Origin of the sequence: Paenibacillus apis, assembly GCF_018333295.1 — a bacterium.
GTDB classification, from domain to species: domain Bacteria; phylum Bacillota; class Bacilli; order Paenibacillales; family Paenibacillaceae; genus Fontibacillus; species Fontibacillus antibioticophila.
In genome coordinates, this window is record NZ_BORS01000031.1 from 1 (window position 1) to 19145 (window position 19145).

Below are 19145 nucleotides of genomic sequence, written 5' to 3' on the forward strand. Positions count from 1 at the left end.
CAGCTTGCATTTTAAATTCTTCATTGTAGCGCTGACGCTGCTCTCCCATAGCGGACACCTCTTTCATCGTTAAGTATATTATTGGGGTCACTTAACGCTGTGTCCACTTTTTATTCTAGACGCATTTAGCACTATAATCGTCGCATGAACACCCACATCCGTAATTTTAATGCCTTTCTGCACTAAATCATCGTACGAGCTCTCGCACCCGGCAATTTTAATGCTTTTTAGCACTATAATCGCCGCATGAACACCCACATCCGCAATTTTAATGCCTTTCTGCACTTATTTCCACAACGCGAACTGATCCGCTCTGCTGAAGTGTGTTTCCATGTACTACGTGTGGTGCAATCCGCCGGTTTTTATAAATCAGTTTTCACGCCATATGCTCATGTACATTTGGGACAACCCTTGTCCATTATCTTAATTCAGCTCCTGCACCGTTTCTCCTTCGATCAAGACAGGCTGATAGTAGGTGTTGTTCTTCAAATCCCGCTTCCCCTGCAGCTTCTTGATAATCCAATCTGCGGCATCGCGCCCCATCTGCTCCTGGGGATGCGTCAAGGTCGTCAGCCTAATGTTGGCGTTCTTGGCAATGTAGGAGTTGTCCTGCCCAATCACGGACAAATCCTGCGGCACCGACAGCTCCAGCTGCCGGCATACCTGAATGACTTCCAGTCCGACCTCGTCATTGTAGCAGACGATAGCCGTAAGCTGCTCGCGGTGCTCGGTAAGAAATGTCCGCAGGCGGGATGACAGGTCCGGCTTCGTCTCGGTATCGAACGAGAGTACCTGCGCCGGGTCGAACCGCAGCTTCGCTTCACCAAGAGCCTTGATATATCCCTTCATCCGATATTTGCCCTGCAAATCGTCCATTTTCGCAATAATGCCGATCTGGGTATGGCCCTTGGCAATCAGCTCGCGGGTCGCCAGATAGCTGGATTGCACGTCATCCAGGCACAGGAAAGGCACGTCCAGCTCCTCATAATACGCGTTGATCATGATCAGCGGGACCTCCTGCTCCTTAAACGCCAGATAGTAGGCGATGTTTGGGTTGTAGAAGTTGCTCTTCGTCGGCTCGATGATCAGCCCGTCTACCCCGAAGGACAGCATCATCTCCAGCGCCTTTTTCTCCTGCTCGACATCATTATTCGTACTGGCGAGCAGAAGCGAATAGCTGTCTTCGTTCAACCGCCCCTCAATACCGCGAATAATAGAAGGGAAGATGTAGTCAGAAATATAGGTCGTAATGACGCCGATCGTCCTCTTGCCGTTCGTGCCTGCTGATCGGGTGCGGTATTGGTGGCTCACATAGGTCCCGGAGCCTTTCTCGCTTCTCAGGAATCCTTCGTTAGCCAGCTCAAGAATGGCTTTGCGCACCGTCTGCCGGCTCACCTTGTACCTGTCCTGCAATGCTAATTCCGTCGGAATTTGCTCGCCTACACTGTAGACGCCCGATAATATATCGCTCTTAATCTCCTCAAGGATCATCTGATACTTTGGCTTCATCTGGTTCACTTCTTTCCTGCTTGTCCTCATACGAATTTATAGAAAACAACAAGTTGTACGTACACATTAAAATCGAACATTACTCCTATTATAATCGATTGTCCATCATCTTGGAAGGTTGAACCGCCTATGCTGACCGAAGTAGAGAGGATAAGGCTATACCAACAAATAAAGGCTGAGAAAAGTCGGAGGATGTCGCAAACGGCGAGCGGGCTATTTTTCACCCGGTCACAGAATCGCAACTCTATCCATAGAAATATCTCGGGTTTATTTGTAAGCATATCTATTCATTCATATTGACAAATGTACGAACAAAAAACTATACTAGGGCTGATAATAAGGAAAGCGCCTTCTTTTTAATACTACTTAATAATGATCTATAGAGAGGAGTTACGTGCTGATGGACCATGACCTTAACCTCAAGCAGGCGATAACGGCAGGCGAGACCTCGCTTGGTATCGAGCTGGGGTCGACCCGGATCAAGGCTGTATTGATCAACCGCCAATTCGAGACGATTGCCTCCGGCAGCTATGAATGGGAGAACCAACTGGTGGATGGATACTGGACGTACAACCTGACCGACATTACGAAGGGTCTTCAAGAAGCTTATCGCGAATTAAGCCAAGAGGTGGAGCAGCAATACGGAGTCAAGCTTACCCGAATCGGTTCCATCGGATTTTCGGCCATGATGCATGGATACATGGCCTTTGACAGCACTGGGGAATTGTTGGTTCCGTTCCGGACCTGGCGCAATTCGACGACCAGCGAGGCGGCCCGGCAATTAACGGCTGTGTTCCAATTCAACATTCCTGAGCGCTGGAGCATTGCCCATTTGTATCAAGCGATTCTGAACGGGGAGCAGCACGTGCCACGGATTGATTATATAACGACTTTGGCCGGGTATATTCACTGGCTGCTGACCGGCGCCAAAGCCTTGGGGATCGGTGATGCCTCGGGCATGTTCCCGATCGATGAGACGACGCAAGATTACAATAAGAAGATGGTGCAGCAATTTGAAGAGCTGGTGGCAGACAAGGGGTATCCGTGGAAGCTGCGGCACATTCTTCCCAAGGTATATCCTGCTGGCGTTGAGGCAGGCAGCTTGAGTCTTGAAGGGGCCAGAATTCTGGATCCATCCGGGAACTTGGAGGCCGGAATTCCGCTGTGCCCGCCCGAGGGCGACGCCGGAACCGGGATGGTGGCGACCAATAGCGTGAAGAAGCGCACCGGCAATATCTCGGTCGGCACCTCTGTATTTGCCATGATCGTATTGGAGAAGGAGTTGACCGCCGTCTATCCGGAAATCGACATGGTGACAACCCCGGATGGCAGCCCGGTCGGCATGGTGCACGCCAATAACTGCTCCAGCGAGATTAATGCCTGGCTGGGACTTTTTCAGGAATTCTATACCGCCATGGGGCAGAAGGCAGATAAGAATCAATTGTACAGCGTCTTGTTCAACCAAGCGCTGGCAGCGGATCCGGACGGCGGCGGGTTGCTCAGCTATGGCTATTTTTCCGGAGAAAATATTACCGGTATGGAGAAGGGACGTCCGCTGTTCGTCCGTTCGCCGGAGAGCCGGTTCAATCTGGCTAATTTTATGCGGATTCATCTGTTCTCGGCCTTTGCGGCCTTGAAGCTGGGAATGGATATCCTGACGAAGCGGGAGCACGTCGCCATCGACAGTATTCTGGCCCATGGAGGCTTGTTCAAGACCCCGGTGGTCGGCCAGCGGATTGTAGCGGCAGCGCTGAACGTTCCGGTATCTGTCATGGACACGGCAGGCGAGGGCGGTGCCTGGGGCATGGCGATCCTGGCTTCATATATGACGAACAAGGACACACAAGAGCCGCTGGACCGCTTCCTTGCAGAGCAGGTGTTCAAGAACGCGCAAGGGCAGGAGATCAAACCGGATCTATCCGACGTTACTGGCTTCGACGTGTTTATGGAGCGCTACAGCAAAGGACTGCCTATCGAGCAGGCAGCCATTGACTACTTTGTAGAGAACGGGAGGGATTGAGATGCTCGAGAGATTAAAGGAAGAGGTCTACGAGGCGAATCTGGAACTGCCGAGACATGGACTGGTCAAATACACCTGGGGCAATGTAAGCGCGGTGGACCGCGAGAGCGGCCTGTTCGTTATCAAGCCCAGCGGGGTGAGCTATGACAAGATGAAGCCGAGCGACATGGTGGTCGTCGATCTGGACGGGAATGTGGCCGAGGGAGAGCTTAGACCCTCATCCGACACGCCAACCCATGCTGTGCTTTACAAGCATTACAAGGAAATAGGCGGCATCGTGCATACCCATTCCACCTGGGCGACGATCTGGGCTCAAGCCGGGCTGGACGTTCCTGTGATGGGCACGACCCATGCCGATACCTTCTACGGGGCGGTACCGTGCACCCGCTTTTTGACGCAGGAGGAGGTTGACCGCGGCTATGAAATCGAGACCGGGCGACTGATCATCGAGACGTTCGAGCAGCGGGGTCTGGATATCATGGCGATTCCCGGCGTGCTGCTCAAGGGGCATGCGCCGTTCACCTGGGGCAAGGACGCCAACTCGGCCGTAGTCAACAGTGTGGTGCTGGAGGAAGTCGCGAAGATGAACCTGTTTGCGCGCGAATTGAACCATTTTGCTGAGGAATTGCCGCAGCGCATTCTGGATAAGCACTATTTGCGCAAGCACGGGAAGGATGCATATTACGGGCAGAAATAGTTGGATTCACAATAAACAGAGGACTTCTCGGTGCTGAAAAGCCGACTTTTTGAACTCCCAATAAAAGAGAGGATGAGTAAAATGACAGCAGCGAAGCAATTTTGGTTTGTAGTGGGATCGCAGCATTTGTACGGGGAAGAAGCCTTGGCCGAAGTGAAGGCCCACGCACAGAAGATGACAGATGCCTTGAACGGAAGCGGGGTGCTCCCGTATCCGCTGGTGCTGCAGGACCTGGCAGTAAGCGCGGATAAGATTACCTCCATCATGAAGGAAGTGAACTACCGGGATGAGGTGGCGGGAGTGATCACCTGGATGCATACCTTCTCCCCGGCAAAAATGTGGATTCGCGGAACGAAGCTTCTGCAGAAGCCGCTGCTTCATCTGGCTACGCAGTTTAACGAGAGTATTCCCTGGTCCACCATTGACATGGACTTTATGAACCTGAACCAGGCCGCCCATGGCGACCGGGAGTACGGCTTCATCAATGCCCGGCTCAACAAGCAGAACAAGATTGTGGTCGGCTATTGGGAGCGTCCGGAGGTTCAGCGGCAAATTGCAGACTGGATGGACGTGGCGGTCGCTTACAACGAGAGCTTCCAGATCAAAGTAGCGCGCTTTGGAGACAACATGCGCAATGTCGGCGTGACGGAAGGCGACAAGGTGGAGGCTCAGATTCAATTTGGCTGGACCGTAGACTACTATGGCATCGGTGATCTTGTGCAGTACGTTGAGGCTGTTACCGAGCAAGAGGTAAATGCACTGTTTGCTGAGTATGCCGAGCTGTACGACTTCGATTACGGCGATTACAGCAAGGAAGTCTGGGAAGCCAGCGTGAAGGTGCAGGCCGGCTATGAAATTGCCATCAAGCGCTTCTTGGACAATGGCGGATACAATGCCTTCACTTCTAACTTCGAGGACCTGCACGGCATGAAGCAGCTGCCCGGACTCGCCGTACAGCGCCTGATGGCTCAAGGCTACGGCTTCGCCGGTGAAGGGGACTGGAAGACGGCAGCGCTGGATCGCCTGCTCAAGGTGATGAGCCATAATCAGAACACTGGCTTCATGGAGGATTATACTTATGAGCTGTCCGCAGGACAGGAAGCGATCCTGCAATCCCATATGCTTGAGGTCGATCCAAGCCTGGCGGGCAGCAAGCCGAAGATCGTCGTATCCCCGCTTGGCATCGGCGACCGCGAAGATCCGGCCCGCCTCGTGTTCGACGGCAAGGCAGGAGAAGGCGTCGTTGTATCGATGGCGGATTTCGGCACGCACTACAAGCTGCTGATCAACGAGGTAGAAGCATTCGAGCCGACGGTTCCCGCTCCGAAGCTGCCGGTAGCCCGCGTGTTGTGGAAGGTGAAGCCGAACTTCCAGGACGGGGTGAAGGCCTGGATCGAGAACGGCGGCGGCCATCATACGGTTGTATCGCTGAACCTGACGACGGATCAAATTGTGACGTACGCCAAGCTGGTGAACTTGGAATACGTGGTAATCAAGTAAGCAGGTGCTTTCACTTCAAGCCGGGGCTGTTCCAAAGTAACCTTTGAAGTACCATCAGCAATAAAATAGGATGAGATTTGAAAGAAACCAAGGAATTGAGCGGTCTGTTTTCGCTTAGTTCCTTGGTTTTTGACGGTGACCGTGTTTTTTGGTGTGAAATTCCGGTCTTTACCTGATCGCGATCCCTATTCATGCAAGTGTATAGCCCTTGCAGTGAACAGTGAACAAAAGGACATTACATTTCAGGAAAATCGGCCGAGAGCAGCTTTAGTGAAATTTCCGACCTTAGAGTGGGAGAAAACAGAAAAATCCCTCATTACTAGAAATGTAAGCGAAGATTTTTCACTAAAATGGGGTTTGAGCGTTAAATGGCGAGTGTAATGGAAAAAAACTCACTGCAGTAAACTTGGGGGCGGTAGGCGGTAGCTCACTCAAGTGAAGGATTTCTGCCAGCCAGACTTGTGAAAAAAAGATCATTGACAAACGATGTCATATACGGCTAGCATAGTATCAATAATTCAATACGCAGCGTGCTTTGATTGCTATGGATCACACTATAGCAGGAGCAGCTTCTGGAGAGACCGCGGATGTCGCGGCGCCGAAGGGTTCACAATCTCAGGCAAAAGGACAGAAGAGTAGAAACGAACGAAATCTGCCATACCGCAGTTGACCTTCTTTATTTGGGGATGCGGCAGGACAGAGAGGATTCGTATTACTTTTTGTGCCCGGAGATTGGAGTGAAATGATCCAATCTCTTTTTTTGTTGGTTGACATTGTCGCCCCTCACTGCAGAGAGCGAAACAATCTTAAGGGGGAGCTTAGTTATGGCACAGCAGGAATTAAAGCGGGATTTAGAGAACCGCCATGTACAACTCATTGCTATTGGCGGGACGATTGGAACAGGATTGTTCCTGGGGTCCGGGAAGGCCATTCAACAGGCCGGTCCGTCCATCGTCCTTACGTATCTTATTGTGGGGATCGCGGTATTCTTTGTGATGAGAGCGTTGGGAGAGCTGCTGCTGTCGAAGGCGGGCTACCAATCGTTTACCGATATAGCTCAGGACTACCTGGGAGAACGGGTGGCCTTTATCACCGGCTGGACCTATTGGTTCTGCTGGATTATGACCGCGATGGCCGACGTCATTGCCGTAGGCATTTACGTGAAATATTGGTTCGATATCCCGCAATGGGTGCCGGAGCTGATCTGTCTGATCGTGCTGCTCGGACTGAACTTGTTAACGGTCAAAAATTTCGGGGAGCTGGAGTTCTGGTTTGCCCTGATTAAAGTCATTACCATCCTGGCCCTGATCGGACTGGGCATCGTGCTGCTGGTCATCGGGTTCAAGACCGAGGCGGGAACCGTGTCTGTAACGAATCTATGGAACCATGGAGGCATCTTCCCCAATGGGATCACCGGGTTCCTCTTATCCTTCCAGATGGTCGTCTTTGCATTCGTCGGCGTGGAGCTGGTAGGGGTATCTGCGGCGGAAACCTCCAATCCGGAGAAAAATATCCCGTCCGCCATCAACAAAATTCCGATGCGGATCTTGTTCTTCTATGTGGGAGCGATTCTAGCCTTGCTGTGCATCAATCCCTGGACTCAGCTTCACGCAGGGGAGAGCCCGTTCGTACGGACCTTTGCTCTGGTCGGGGTTCCGGTCGCTGCCGGGATCATCAACTTCGTCGTGCTGACCTCGGCGGCTTCCGCCTGCAATAGCGGGATGTTCTCGACCAGCCGGATTCTCTACAATTTGGGGAACAAGAATCAGGCGCCGAAGTCCTTTGGCAAGCTGAACAAAAACCACGTGCCGCGCAACGGCCTGCTTATCTCGACGCTCATCCTGTCGGGAGGTGCGCTCTTAAGCAAGCTCATCCCGGAGCAAGCCTTCGGCGTAGTGACGACCATCAGTGCGATTTGCTTCATTTGGGTGTGGGGTGTGGTGCTCATCAGCCATATCCGGTACAAAAGGAAGCAGCCTCAGCTTCATGCGGCCTCGAAATTCAAGGCACCGTGGACACCGTTCATCAACTACGCGGTCCTCGTTCTGTTCGCTATGATTCTTATCATTATGCTAATCGCCGACGAGACGCGTCCGGCCTTGCTGCTTACGCCGTTATGGTTTGTGCTGCTGCTTGCGCTCTCTTATATCAAACGAGCCCGATAAAACGAGAAAATCCGGTATCAGGAGATCAACATCTCCCTGACACCGGGTTTTCTATATTCAAGCCTCTCTACCGGATGGCGTGATGCCGTCCCCTTGGAACCACCATCGGCGAACCGCACAGCGGGTCTTGAATGACAGTGCAATTCAGTCCGAAGATATCCTTGACCATGGTGCTCGTAATGACCTCTGAAGGCGTTCCTTCCGCGACCAGCTTTCCTTCATGCATCGCAAAGATATGGTCCGCGTACCGCGCCGACAGATTGATATCATGAAGCACCATCATGATCGTCGTGCCGTGCTTGCGGTTTAAATCGGTGAGCAGATCAAGAATCTCGACCTGATAGGTAATATCTAAGAAGGTCGTCGGTTCGTCCAGGAACAGGATATCCGTCTGTTGCGCCAGTGCCATCGCGATCCAGACGCGTTGTCTCTGGCCGCCGGACAGCTCATCGATATCATGGTTGGCGAACTCGGTGATATTCATAATTTCCATCGCTTCCGCGACGGCCTCGTAATCCTTTTTGGACCATCCGCTAAACATGGATTGATGCGGAAATCTTCCGCGTCCGACCAGGTCCGCAACGGAGATGCCCTCCGGGACAATCGGAGACTGCGGGAGCATCCCGATGATACGAGCCAGCTTCTTCGGCGGAATCTTGCTGATTGGCTTGCCGTCGACAGTAACCTGGCCGGAGATCGGCTTGATCAGCCTTGCCAGCGTCTTGAGCAGCGTCGATTTGCCGCAGCCGTTCGCCCCGATAATGACGCTGATTTTGTTGCTGGGGATCACAAGATCGATCCCATGAATTACCGTCTTATGGTCATAGCCGGCAACCAGTTGCTCGGCTTGAAACAGATGTGTGGCTGTCATCATAACTCTCCCTTCCGATTCATTTGGATGAGCAGGAAGATCAGGTAAGGCGCTCCGAGCAATCCTGTAATAATCCCGACAGGATATCTGACCTCGAAGAGAAATTGCCCGATCAGATCCGCACCCAGAACCAGATTAGCGCCAACAAGGCCGGCTGGCACCACATTGGAATGCCCGGCCCCGACTAATCGGGTTGCAATCGGTCCTGCAAGGAAGGAGACGAAGGCAATCGGACCGGTCGTTGCGGTAGCAATCGCAACCATGGCGACAGCGCTGACAATCAGCACGATTCTTGTCTTGTCCGTATTCAGGCCAAGCGATGAAGCGGATTGCTCTCCGAGCTCCAGCAAGCTCAGATGCTTGCTGAGGGCAATCAGAATCGGTGTCAGCACGATTACCGTGATCAAGAGCGGAGGCAGCTCCTTCATTTGGGAGCCGTTCAGGCTGCCCGTAAGCCATCTGAGAGCAGTAGGGATATCTTGCTGTGCACTGATCAGGATCAGATAGGACACCACGGCATCCAGCATAGCCTGCATTCCGATTCCGATCAGAATCAGCCGTCCAATGGAGAAGGATCTTCCCCGTGACAGCAAATACATAATAAGGACCGTAATCAATCCGGCTACCACGGACGCGACCGATACTACGGCATTGGTGGAATGCAGAATCGTGATACAAAAGACGGCAGCCGCACTGGAACCGGACGTAATCCCGATAATGTTCGGATTCGCAAGCGGGTTGCGCAGCATCGTCTGGAAGACGATCCCGGCCATCCCGAAGGCCATGCCGGAGAACAAACCGGCCAGCATTCTCGGCAAGCGGATCGTATTGACGGCGAAGGACACGCCTTTGACCTGCTCTCCGAACAGGGCCCGGACAATCTCCTTGACCGGATAGATGGTATTCCCTAAGAGGAGCATGGCGCAGCAGAGCAGCACGGCCAGCAAGGCAAGGCTGCAAGTGACAAGGACCCAGCGGCGACGGCGTTGACGCCGGCCTGACATAATGAATGCTATCGTATCATTTCTCATAATGAACGCACTTTCGATCTAATCGCTAGGAATATTAGAAGCGGAGCTCCTACAAAGGCTGTAACCACCCCGACCTCCAGCTCGCCCGGGCTGCCGAGCAGTCTGCCTAAAATGTCCGATATCGTAAGGATTATCGCGCCTGAAAGGGCGGACATCGGGATGACAAAGCGCAGATCCGGTCCCAGTACCAGCCGCATGACATGCGTCGCCAGCAATCCGATAAAGCCGATCGGACCGGCTAAGGCTGTAACAGCGCCGCATAGAATCACGCCGGCCAGCGCCGAGATCAGCCGCAGCACACCCGTACGCACGCCCATCCCTGTCGCCACATCATCCCCCAGCGCAAGCGCATTCAGCGCCGGGGCTGTGAGGATCGCCGTCACCACGCCGGTGACCAGGAACGGAGCAAGCGTCAGCACGACGCTCCAGCTGCCTGAGCCTACACTGCCCACTTGCCAGAAGCGAAATTGATCCATGACATAGGAGCGCGGAATCAGGATGGCAGAGACAACAGAAGACAGGGCAGCACTAGTGGCTGCACCTGCCAAAACAAGCTTAATGGGCGTGGCGCCGCCACGTCCCATTGAGCCGATACCGAAGACGAACACAGCCGTTATTGCAGCCCCGATCAGCGCCAGCCAAATATATTGGTGAGCGGCACTGATGTTCAGGAAGGCAATTCCGCTGACGACGAACACCGACGCGCCCGTATTGACGCCCAGAATACTGGGATCCGCAATCGGGTTACGGGTGACGGACTGCATCAACGAGCCGGATACCCCGAGTGCCGCACCACAGCATAAGGCGAATACAGTACGGGCAACCCGCTTGCGGACGATATTCGCGCCGTAGGACTCGGCATCCGGGTGGAAGAGGCCGTCAAGTAATTCTTGAAGCCTCACCACCCGGGAGCCTAGCACCAGAGAGGCTATCGCGCAGAGCACAAGCAGCACCAGGCAGACGAATAGCACTCTCTTGAAGTTCTTCGGTACAGATGAAATTAATTTTTGCTCTGAAATATCTGAAAAATTATTCATTTACTTTGTCAGCGGCTGCTCCAATAAGCTTCAAATATTCATCAATCGTGTAGGCAATCGAAAGCGGGTTTGGTGTTCCGGCAGCAACCAGCGGCGTATCACTGTCAATAAAGGCTACAGAGCCTCTTTGAATGGCAGGGATCTTACCAAGCAGGGAATCTGCTTGCAGCGCCTTCAGCAGTTCATCATTGCCATAGCCCACGATCAGGTCCGCATCGTTCAAGGCTTCTGCATTTTCAGCACTCAGCTTCAAGGAATAGCTTGTAGGGTCGGTAATTTGGGAGGTGATGCTCTCCGGATATTCCAGACCCAGCTCATACAAGAAGGAGACGCGGGAATCGATGGGGGTGTAAATGTGTAGCTGAGACATATCTTGAGCAGAGAAGTTCACCCATACCACCTTTTTACCGCTGATTTGAGGGTATGCACTTAATTTTTCAGCCACCAGGTCCTCAGTATCCTTAATCAACTGTTCACCTTCCGCCTTCATCCCCGCACCTTCCGCATTCAGCAGCACTTGCTCCCGCCAGGTCGTCGTCCAAGGAGATGTCGGGTAAGCAACAACCGGAGCGATTTCACTCAGAAGATCGTAGTCTTCCTGGGTAATACCGGAATATGCAGCCAGAATCACGTCTGGGTTGGCATCGGAGATCGCTTCGAAATCAAGTCCGTCCGTATCCTGAAAGACGTTCGGATCGGTTACGCCAAGCTCTTGCAATTTTTCAGCTGTCCAAGGGAGAAGTCCGCTGTCATCCTGTACCCCGAAATTTGCAGCGGAGAAGCCTACAGGCACAACGCCCATCGCGAGAAGGACGTCATGATTGGCCCATTGGATAGTGACAATACGTTCAGGCTTGCTTTCAATTATAGTTTCGCCAAGCGCATGCTTGATGACAATCGGGTACGCTCCGTCAGATCCTTGAGCAGCAGGTTCATCTGTTGCCGGAGTCTGAGTATTCTCCGCGTTGTTTTGCGCCGCAGGCGTAGTTGAATTGTTGGTCTGACTAGAGCATCCGACCAATGCCACTACAAGGATAAGGGCAAAGATCAGGGTGAATAATGAGGTTTTGCGATGTGTTCTCATAATCATTTCCTTTCCAGAGTAATGAAATTGATAATCGTTCTCAATTATTTTAGCGTCTATGTGTTAAAGTGTCAAAGGAATTTTGCCGCAGGTACTTTCTAAGAGATTTACGCGTTCAGACCCTGCGGATTTTGGACAAATTCGTAATTTATAGAGCTGCATGTATAGTTTGGAATGGGCTGTACAAACTAGGGCAGGATGTATAATCAACCAATTTTGAAGGAGGCCATTCACATGCAATCCCAACAGCCCCAAAATCACCAGAACCTTCATACAGGTATCGTTCCGCCGCAATTGAATCACGGTGGACATGAAATGTTCGACGTTCATGAGGTTCTGGCAGGTGCAATCAACACGATAAACACCTACACTATGTTAAGCGGACACGTTAAAGATCCCGAGCTTCGCGACATTCTGCAGCGGCAGAAGCAATTCATGGCGACGGAGTATAACACTACGCTGGAGTGCTTCAAGACAGGACAAGATCCGGCTATACCGACGCAAAGCTACAGCATGAAGCAGGGGAACGATTTTACTTACGGGATGAAGCCAAGCCAGCCGCAGAAGCCGATGCAGTCGGTCGCGGAAATTAACGACGGAATGATTGCCTTAAGTATGCTGAATGCCGTGAAAAGCGGGGCGATGATCAAGACAAGCGCAGCGCTGGAAGCGACGAACCCGGTTGTTCGGCGCGTGCTGGCCGACTCACTTCCGAATTGCATCGAGATGGCTTATGAAATCTCGCTTTACCAGAATAAGCATGGCTATTATCAAGTGCCGCAACTGGCAGAGCAAGATATGCAGCTCATGCAGAACGGTTACGCCCCTTGCCCGACCCAGCAGCAAATGCCGGGAACGCAAGGGCTTCATTAAAAGCCTGCCGCAGCGCTTCCTCTTGGGGAGGCGCCTTTTTTTGTCATGGGGACAAAATACATAGGTGTTGATTTACAAGGGGATTTTGTGGTCGATTGGGAATTTGGAGGTATCGAGGTTTTAAAAGGTTAAAATATAATATATAATGAAAGCGATTTCAGTTCGAGGAGGAGTTGCGGAATGGGTGCCATGCGGATCGAACAGGACTTTCTAGGCTCGAAAGAGATTCCCGGCCATGCATATTACGGAATTCAGACGCTCAGGGCCGTTGAAAATTTCCAGGTTACCGGTTATCGAATTCATGAAGAACTGATCAGGGCGTTTGCGATGGTCAAGAAGGCGGCTGCGCTGGCGAATATGGAGACGAAGCGTCTTGACCCGGTCATTGGCGAGCCCATCGTTCAAGCAGCGGAGGAGCTTATTCAAGGGAAGTGGCAGGATCAGATCATCGTCGACCCGATCCAGGGCGGAGCGGGAACCTCTATGAACATGAACGTAAACGAGGTTATTGCCAATCGGGCGATTGAGCTGATGGGAGGGGAGAAGGGCAACTATGCTCTTTGCAGTCCCAATACCCACGTTAACATGTCGCAATCCACCAATGATGCCTTTCCAACAGCGATTCATATTGCCGTCTTGAAGCAGTTGGAGAAGCTGCTCACCGTGATGGAGGATATGCACAATGTGATTCACCGGAAGGGACAGGAGTTTAGTCACGTCATCAAAATGGGAAGAACTCATCTGCAGGATGCCGTGCCGATTCGGCTTGGACAAGAGTTCGAGGCATACAGTCGAGTCGTGGCAAGAGACATGAAGCGGATCATGCAGTCTCGCATGCATTTATATGAGTTGAATATAGGGGCTACCGCCGTAGGGACCGGATTGAATGCCGATCTGCGGTATATGACCTCTGTGGTTCAGCAGCTTAAGGCTTTAAGCGGCTTACCGCTGAAACAGGCCGAGCACCTGGTGGACGCCACGCAAAATACGGACGCATATACCGAGGTATCCGCCGCGCTCAAAGTGAGCATGATCAACATGTCCAAGATCGCCAATGACCTGCGCCTGATGGCTTCCGGTCCGAGAGCGGGACTTGGCGAGATCAACTTGCCCGCCCGTCAGCCCGGCTCCTCGATCATGCCCGGCAAGGTGAATCCCGTCATGCCGGAGATGATTAACCAGATTGCCTTTCAGGTCATCGGCAATGACCATACCATCTGTCTGGCGTCTGAGGCGGGACAGCTGGAGCTCAATGTGATGGAGCCCGTCCTTGTATTTAACCTGCTGCAATCCATCAGTATGATGATCCAGGGCTTTCGTTCATTTACGAATTATTGCCTCAAGGGCATCCAGGCTAATGAAGACAAGCTGAGGGAGTATGTTGAGCAGAGCGTAGGGATTATGACAGCGGTCAATCCGTATATCGGATACGAGACCGCCGCAAGGATCGCCCAAGAGGCCATCGCCACCGGAGCCTCGATCCGCGATCTTTGCCTGAAATATAACGTGTTGACCAGCGAACAGCTGGACTTGATTCTGGACCCGTTCGAGATGACGCATCCCGGCATAGCCGGAGCGGATATATTGAAGAAATGATGGGAATATCAAGCGGCGGATTGGGGTGATGCTTCCAATGCGTCTAACACCTTGGTTCGCGGTATCATTTCCAAGTCGAAATTAAAGGAAAAAGGATATGAAGCGTTAAAATATAAGGAGATGTTTAGGATGAATCAAGAAGTCATCGAATTTATTGATGCGGTGAAGGAACCTTGGCAACAGCAATTGTGCACATTGCTCAGAGAGATTGTTATTTCGGCCATTCCCGATGTCCAGGAGCGAATCCAATATAAGAAGCCCCATTTTCTAAAGAACGGAAAGTATGCGGCGGTTATTTCTACATCAAAGGATGCCGTCAGCTTCACCCTATTTAATACGGCGAATATGACTCTGCCGGAAGGCTTCGAAGGCCCGCCGGAGCGCAAAACACTCAAACTGAAGAAGGGCCAGGAAGCGGATCGGGATCTCCTGTCCTCGCTGGTGAGTCGAGCTGCATCAGAGCTCGGCTAATCGAGGAGGGGAGAGGATGTCAGGCACACTTTTAACTGCGACTTTATAAGGATGTACCCGCATTACTTATGATAGACTAGGACTATTCTTTAAATTTTGCAGAAGCTCTACGAAAGCGGGATAACGGAACAGATGAAACGACTAACAATAGGCTTGTTTGCCCATGTGGATGCAGGAAAGACAACTTTTGCGGAGCAGCTGCTTTATCATACGAACAGTATCCGGTCGCGGGGGCGGGTCGATCATCAGGATGCTTATCTGGACAGCCATGAGATTGAGCGGGCGAGGGGGATCACGGTGTTCGCCGATCAGGCGATTATGGAGTATAAGGGTGATAAATACCATTTGATCGATACGCCGGGACACGTCGACTTCTCTCCGGAGATGGAACGGGCGCTGCAAATTATCGATTATGCGATTGTGATTGTCAGTGCGGTGGAGGGGGTTCAGGGTCATACGGAGACTGTGTGGCAGCTGCTGCGCAAGCATGACATCCCGACCTTCTTCTTCATCAATAAGGCTGACCGGGTTGGGGCAGATATCTCGCAGGTGGAGGAGGATATCCGCCAGCAGCTTACAGGGGACATCAGCAGTCTAACGGATGGCTTTGTGGCTGGCAGGGTTGCTGAGCCGCTAAGGGAAATGATGGCGGAGCGGGATGAGTCAATGTTAGAAGCTTTTCTGGAGGGAAGAGACGATCCTGGCTTCTGGCTAGAAGGCTTACGGAGAATGATCCGAGATGGCCGTCTGTTTCCGTATGCCTGCGGTTCAGCGCTCCAGGATTCAGGGGTTGTGGAGTTCCTTGAGCAGCTTCATTTGCTTACGGTTGCCGAATACGACGGGGACGCTCCCTTCGGAGGCCGAATCTACAAGATCAAGCACGATGAGTCCGGCGTACGGCAGACGTTCATCAAGGCGGTAAGCGGTCGGCTGCGGGTTCGTGACCTGCTGGCCTATGCGAGCGGTGAACAGCAATATGAAGAGAAGGTTACTCGCATGCTGTGGGTGAACGGAGCTAGAACCCAGGCGGTAGAACAGGCGGAGGCCGGCGATTTATTTGCCGTTCTTGGCCTGTCTGCGGCCGAGGTCGGGCAAGGACTGGGACAGCTTGAAGATAAGCTGGTATACGATGCGGAGCCGACCCTGCAGGCGAAGGTGGAATTCCCTGCCTCGCTTCACGTCCAGCAGGTGCTGGGAGCATTCCGCCTCTTGAATGCGGAGGACCCTTCATTAAATGTTGTCTGGAACGAGAGTCTGCAGGAGATTCATATTCGCGTGATGGGCTTGATTCAACTCGAAGTGCTGGAGCAGCTTGTGAAGGAGCGTTTCGGGTTTGCCATCACGTTCGGCCAGCCGGAAATTCTGTACAAGGAGACGATTCAGTCTTCAGTTACAGGGTATGGCCATTTTGAGCCGCTCAGGCATTATGCAGAGGTGCATTTGTTGCTGGAGCCCGGAGAGCGGGGCAGCGGTCTCGAGTTCACCAGCGTGTGTCATCCGGACGATCTAGGCTACAGTTACCAGAATCTGATCCAGACCCATCTGTATGAACGGGAGCATCACGGACTGCTGACCGGCATGCCGGTGACAGATTTGAAGATTACGCTTCTCCGGGGCGCTGCGCACAAGGAGCATACCCATGGCGGCGACTTCCGCGAGGCAACGTTTCGCGCACTGCGCCAAGGATTGGAGAAGGCAGAGAATGTGCTGCTGGAACCGTATTATGATTTCAAAATCAAGGTAAGCATCGACGAAATGGGCAGGGTACTCTCCGATATCCAGCGGGCAGCAGGTGTCTTTGAACCGCCTCAAACATCAGGCAGTCAAGCGGTCATCACCGGAAGGGTACCCGTCTCCACCTTCATGAGCTACAGCACGGAATTCGCTTCATTTACACATGGGCGGGGCAGCATCCGCTGTGTGTTTGGCGGCTATGACCGGTGCCATAATTCGGAGGAAGTGATCGAACGGCTGGGCTACCGGAAGGAGGCCGACCCGCTATATACCTCCTCCTCGATTTTCTGTGCCAAAGGGGCGGGCTATTCCGTGCCCTGGGCGGAGGCAGAAGCCAAGATGCACCTTTTGTAAAGCAGGGCAACTTTTGGGATTTTATGGGCATAAAGGCTCCATATTTTTGTGAATAGCAGAATAAAATGGGTTTTTATGACTACTCACACTTGTTTCTCTGTGATAAGATGTGATTAATTTTACAGTTTTAGCAGTGGTAGTCGCCTTTCTGGAATCAAAAAAGGAGTTTAAATATGAGCCCTAAAGGATGGTTTGACCTCGCTCTATTCATCCTGCTGTTCGTGCTGTTCATCTATGTCTTTATTTCCGTCCGAGTTACGAGCTTACATAAGGTGTACTTCTTGTTTCATAGCTTGATGATGCTGTGGCCGTTCAGTCAGTTTGCCATGAACTGGACGGAAAACCCCGATCTGCAGCGGCTGTTCGTCACGATATCCTTCGTTGCCATATCTTTGGTGGGGGGAGGGTGGTTCCTGCTTACCTTCTTCCTGACACGAACGGAAGCGCAATTAAGCCAGTCCCAGACCGTCATGATTCTGGCCCCGGCCGTTATTGCAGCCGCAGGCGTGGTTCTGAATATCGGCGGCGATTTTGCGCTCCCGGTCGAGGGAGACTACGTCCATCGGACGTATGGTCTCTGGTTCTGGGTTGTTACTGTAGTGCTGTTAAGCTACTTTTTTGCCGCCCTCTTGAACTTGTTTCGGGCAATACGCTCCCCTCATACATCGCCAGAGGTCAGAAAACAGGTCAAGATCACCCTTTGGGGAATCTATGTCCTAACCGGATTTGCGTGTCTGGATAGCTTTCTGAACGTTGTGCTCGACAAATGGCTTCCAATTATCCCTGGATTGACTTCCTTAGGGATTTTTCTGTCCTGCCTATTTTTTGTTTATGTTATTAAGAAGCTTAATGTGTTTGACCTCGTATCGATCGCCCAAGAGGATATCATCAATAGGATTCCTTACGGCATCCTGGTGCTGGATGAACAAGGGTTGATCATGAAGGTCAACAAGGCCTTGTCCTTGACTCGGGATCTTCGGGTTGGGGATCGCTTTGAGCTGGCCTCCTTTCTGGAGACGGTAAAGGTGACTGGAGATGTTGAGACATTTTTGGAGCAGTACAAGCAGAAGGAATACCAGTCCTTCCGGATCGAGATCGAAGTGGAGAGCCGGACAGAACGTCATTTTATCCTCCAGGTTTCACCGATCTTGGACACTTATCAGTCGTTCTTCGGATCATTGCTGACCTTCCAGGATGTCACGCAAGAGCGCTTCCTGGTGCATGAGCTGAATCGGCAGAATGAAATGCTTCAGGAACGCAATCAATCGCTGGATCATATTCGTTCCGCGCTGTCCGAGGCCAATCGAAAGCTGGAGGAGCTGGTCTTGACCGACAGCTTGACGGACTGCTATAACCGGCGGTATTTGACACAGCAGCTAACACATGAGGTAAGCACCAACACCCGGTATCGAATCCCCTTCTCGCTGATTCTGTTCGATATTGATCATTTCAAGACCGTGAATGACCGCTACGGGCATGTCATTGGAGACGAGGTACTCTTACGGACATCGCAAGTCGTCAAGCAGGCGATTCGCAGCACGGACATTCTGGCCCGATATGGCGGAGAGGAGTTCATGATCTATCTCCCGCATACCGAGCAGCAGCTGGCTTTGCAGTTGGCAGAACGGGTAAGGCTGTCAGTAGAGCTGAATCAGGTGCCCGTGGAGCTGGGACAAGCGTTGGAGGAGGTCTCGGTCACCATCAGTATGGGTGTTGTTGCAATCGATGTTTTTAGCGAGGAGGATCCGGCCGAGAGTCCGGAGGAGTATCTGGTTCAGCTTTTCTCCGCCGTAGATAAAGCTCTGTATCAGGCCAAGGAGAAGGGACGCAATCGGGTCGAGCTCGGGCAATACGTCAACGTTGCGCCTTTGATATAGCTGATCCGATGATAGGGCATGATTGTCGGGAGGCTGTCTACCCCGCCTCCCGACAATTATGGACCAGGCTGTTTTATCAACACTTATTTAGCTCGATAGGAGCTAGTATTGTCGCATGAGCTCCGCGGTTGGCAATTTTAGTGCCATTGTGCACTAAAATCGTCGCAAGGGCTCCGCGGTTGGCAATTTTAGTGCCATTTGCGTCTAGAATAAAAAGTGGACACAGCGTTAAGTGACCCCAATAATATACTTAACGATGAAAGAGGTGTCCGCTATGGGAGAGCAGCGTCAGCGCTACAATGAAGAATTTAAAATGCAAGCTGTGA

The 19145-nt window shown here is 52.1% G+C and carries 14 protein-coding genes and 1 riboswitch; of the genes, 9 read left to right on the forward strand and 5 right to left on the reverse strand.

What is annotated here, in order from left to right:
- Positions 1-423: 423 nt before the first annotated feature.
- Positions 424-1509, reverse strand: coding sequence for a GntR family transcriptional regulator (locus KI362_RS24570; protein ID WP_301630901.1), 1086 nt, complete (start codon positions 1507-1509; stop codon positions 424-426).
- Between the two features lie 400 nt (positions 1510-1909).
- Here KI362_RS24570 and KI362_RS24575 point away from each other — a divergent pair, with 400 nt between their 5' ends.
- The 4 genes from KI362_RS24575 (at position 1910) to KI362_RS24590 (ending at position 7891) form a co-directional block, all read left to right on the forward strand.
- Positions 1910-3529, forward strand: coding sequence for a xylulokinase (locus KI362_RS24575; protein WP_301630902.1), 1620 nt, complete (start codon positions 1910-1912; stop codon positions 3527-3529).
- A 1-nt stretch (position 3530) separates the two neighbouring features.
- Positions 3531-4226: an L-ribulose-5-phosphate 4-epimerase gene (locus KI362_RS24580; protein ID WP_301630903.1), complete on the forward strand. Its 696-nt coding sequence runs from the start codon at positions 3531-3533 to the stop codon at positions 4224-4226.
- Between the two features lie 81 nt (positions 4227-4307).
- On the forward strand, positions 4308-5726 hold the full coding sequence (gene araA / locus KI362_RS24585) for an L-arabinose isomerase (RefSeq protein WP_374705716.1): 1419 nt from the start codon (positions 4308-4310) through the stop codon (positions 5724-5726).
- Positions 5727-6288: 562 nt separating this feature from the next.
- A riboswitch (glycine riboswitch) is annotated at positions 6289-6367 on the forward strand.
- A 183-nt stretch (positions 6368-6550) separates the two neighbouring features.
- Positions 6551-7891 (forward strand): amino acid permease, encoded by a 1341-nt coding sequence (locus KI362_RS24590; protein WP_212937959.1) that lies wholly within the window; start codon positions 6551-6553, stop codon positions 7889-7891.
- Between the two features lie 67 nt (positions 7892-7958).
- Here KI362_RS24590 and KI362_RS24595 read toward each other — a convergent pair whose 3' ends face one another.
- Genes KI362_RS24595 through KI362_RS24610 form a run of 4 tightly spaced genes read right to left on the reverse strand, consistent with a single transcriptional unit; the run spans position 7959 to position 11914 of the window.
- Positions 7959-8762, reverse strand: coding sequence for an ABC transporter ATP-binding protein (locus KI362_RS24595; protein WP_044481679.1), 804 nt, complete (start codon positions 8760-8762; stop codon positions 7959-7961).
- The gene (locus tag KI362_RS24600; RefSeq protein WP_301630905.1) at positions 8762-9793 is read right to left on the reverse strand and encodes a FecCD family ABC transporter permease; all 1032 of its coding nucleotides are present in this window, start codon (positions 9791-9793) and stop codon (positions 8762-8764) included. Before KI362_RS24600 ends, KI362_RS24595 begins: the two co-directional genes overlap by 1 nt.
- On the reverse strand, positions 9790-10830 hold the full coding sequence (locus KI362_RS24605; RefSeq protein WP_301630906.1) for a FecCD family ABC transporter permease: 1041 nt from the start codon (positions 10828-10830) through the stop codon (positions 9790-9792). Before KI362_RS24605 ends, KI362_RS24600 begins: the two co-directional genes overlap by 4 nt.
- A complete protein-coding gene (locus KI362_RS24610) occupies positions 10823-11914 on the reverse strand; it encodes an iron-siderophore ABC transporter substrate-binding protein (protein ID WP_212937955.1) in 1092 nt (363 codons plus the stop codon). The genes KI362_RS24605 and KI362_RS24610 overlap by 8 nt, the downstream gene beginning before the upstream one ends.
- Before the next feature lie 234 nt (positions 11915-12148).
- On the opposite strand from KI362_RS24610, the gene KI362_RS24615 reads away from it, so the two are divergent.
- From KI362_RS24615 to KI362_RS24635, 5 genes are all read left to right on the forward strand, one after another.
- A complete protein-coding gene (locus KI362_RS24615) occupies positions 12149-12787 on the forward strand; it encodes a spore coat protein (RefSeq protein ID WP_301630907.1) in 639 nt (212 codons plus the stop codon).
- Positions 12788-12967: 180 nt separating this feature from the next.
- Complete coding sequence (gene aspA / locus KI362_RS24620) at positions 12968-14383, forward strand: aspartate ammonia-lyase (protein ID WP_301630908.1); 1416 nt, start codon at positions 12968-12970, stop codon at positions 14381-14383.
- 129 nt (positions 14384-14512) lie between these two features.
- The gene (locus KI362_RS24625; RefSeq protein WP_301630909.1) at positions 14513-14854 is read left to right on the forward strand and encodes a DUF1801 domain-containing protein; all 342 of its coding nucleotides are present in this window, start codon (positions 14513-14515) and stop codon (positions 14852-14854) included.
- A 132-nt stretch (positions 14855-14986) separates the two neighbouring features.
- Positions 14987-16942, forward strand: coding sequence for an elongation factor G (locus KI362_RS24630; protein ID WP_301630910.1), 1956 nt, complete (start codon positions 14987-14989; stop codon positions 16940-16942).
- Between the two features lie 173 nt (positions 16943-17115).
- Complete coding sequence (locus KI362_RS24635; RefSeq protein ID WP_301630911.1) at positions 17116-18819, forward strand: histidine kinase N-terminal 7TM domain-containing diguanylate cyclase; 1704 nt, start codon at positions 17116-17118, stop codon at positions 18817-18819.
- Positions 18820-19145 lie beyond the last annotated feature (326 nt).